Below are 1,268 nucleotides of genomic sequence, written 5' to 3'. Positions count from 1 at the left end.
CCATCCGCACCGACGAGATCGCCGGCGTCGGCGGCTTCATCACGCCGGGCGACCGGGTCGACGTCGTGCTGACGCGCGATGCTGGCGAAATCCAGGAAGTGGCCAAGAACGCTCAAGGGGCATCCGGCTCGACGGTCACATCCGAAATCGTCGTCTCGGACGCCAAGGTGCTGTCCGTCGGGCAGGGCGCGGACGAGCGCAAGACCGAGCCGCAGGTCGCCAATTCCGTGACCCTCGAGGTGACGAACGAAGGGGCGCAGAAAGTCGCGCTCGCCCGCACCGTCGGCACCTTGTCGCTGTCTTTGCGGTCCGCCGCCGACGCCAGCGCCGGCAACAATGGGCTCACCACCATCTCCTCCTTCGGCGGCTCGGTCGCCGCGAGCGCAGAGGCAAGCGCCGCCTCGCTGGTCAATGCGGTGGCGAAGGAGCCGGAGGAGCCAAAGTTCAAGACGGTGATCGTGTCGCGCGGCACGCAGGTCGAGGAATACAAGGTTCCTGCCAAGCAAGCCGAGGGAGACGTCGTTCCTTCCAAGGAACAAGAACAATAGCCGGTGGGGACCGGTCGGGGACGGGACAATGCCTGTGTTGAACAAAGAACGGACGACGAGAGGGCTGCGCCTTCTGCGTGCAATGGCGGCGGGCGCTTTCCTGGCAGCCGCCGGAATGCTTGCCTTCGGGGCGCCGGCTCAGGCGAACAATGACGTCGTCTACGTGTCGGCGACCAAGAACGCCTCGATCAAAGTCGCCAAGGGCAAGCCGAAGACGATCATGACGAGCGCCGCTTTCTACCAGATCGTCATCGGCGATCCGGAGATCGCCAACGTCAACCCGCTGACCGACAAATCCTTCTATGTGCTGGGCAACAATCTGGGCACCACCGGCATTGCCCTCTTCGACCAGGACAAGCACCTCGTCGGCACCATCGATATCGAGGTGACGCTGGATACCGACCAACTCGCGAGCACCATCCGCGCCAGCGTGCCGGATGCCAAGATCAAGGTCGGATCGGCCAATGGCCGCGTGGTACTGTCGGGCGAGGCCGACGATGCGGTCGCGGCCGAGAAGGCGAGCAAGATCGCGTCGCGCTTCTCCGGCAACGAGGAAGTGATCAACTCGGTCAATATCTCCTCCTCGCAGCAGGTTCAGCTCAATGTCCGCTTCGTCGAGATCAACCGCCAGGCGGGACAGGATCTCGGTGCCAAATACGGCGCCAACTTTGCCTTCGGCATGGGCGGTCGCGACGTCGTCATCGATCCGGGGGAGATAAC

2 protein-coding genes are annotated in these 1,268 nt (G+C 64.0%); both read left to right on the top strand.

Annotation, left to right across the window (positions count from 1 at the left end):
- Positions 1-548 (top strand): Flp pilus assembly protein CpaB (gene cpaB / locus EOA38_RS37065; protein WP_127301541.1); only part of this gene is annotated, 548 nt, incomplete at its 5' end.
- Positions 549-630: 82 nt separating this feature from the next.
- The coding region (locus EOA38_RS37060; protein WP_245481026.1) for a pilus assembly protein N-terminal domain-containing protein at positions 631-1,268 on the top strand (638 nt) is incomplete at its 3' end.

The sequence above is a fragment of the Mesorhizobium sp. M1E.F.Ca.ET.041.01.1.1 genome, from assembly GCF_003997355.1.
In the GTDB taxonomy this organism is placed as follows: domain Bacteria; phylum Pseudomonadota; class Alphaproteobacteria; order Rhizobiales; family Rhizobiaceae; genus Mesorhizobium.
The sequence above is the reverse complement of the archived record's forward strand: the minus strand, read 5'-3'. Positions and strand labels throughout refer to the sequence as shown.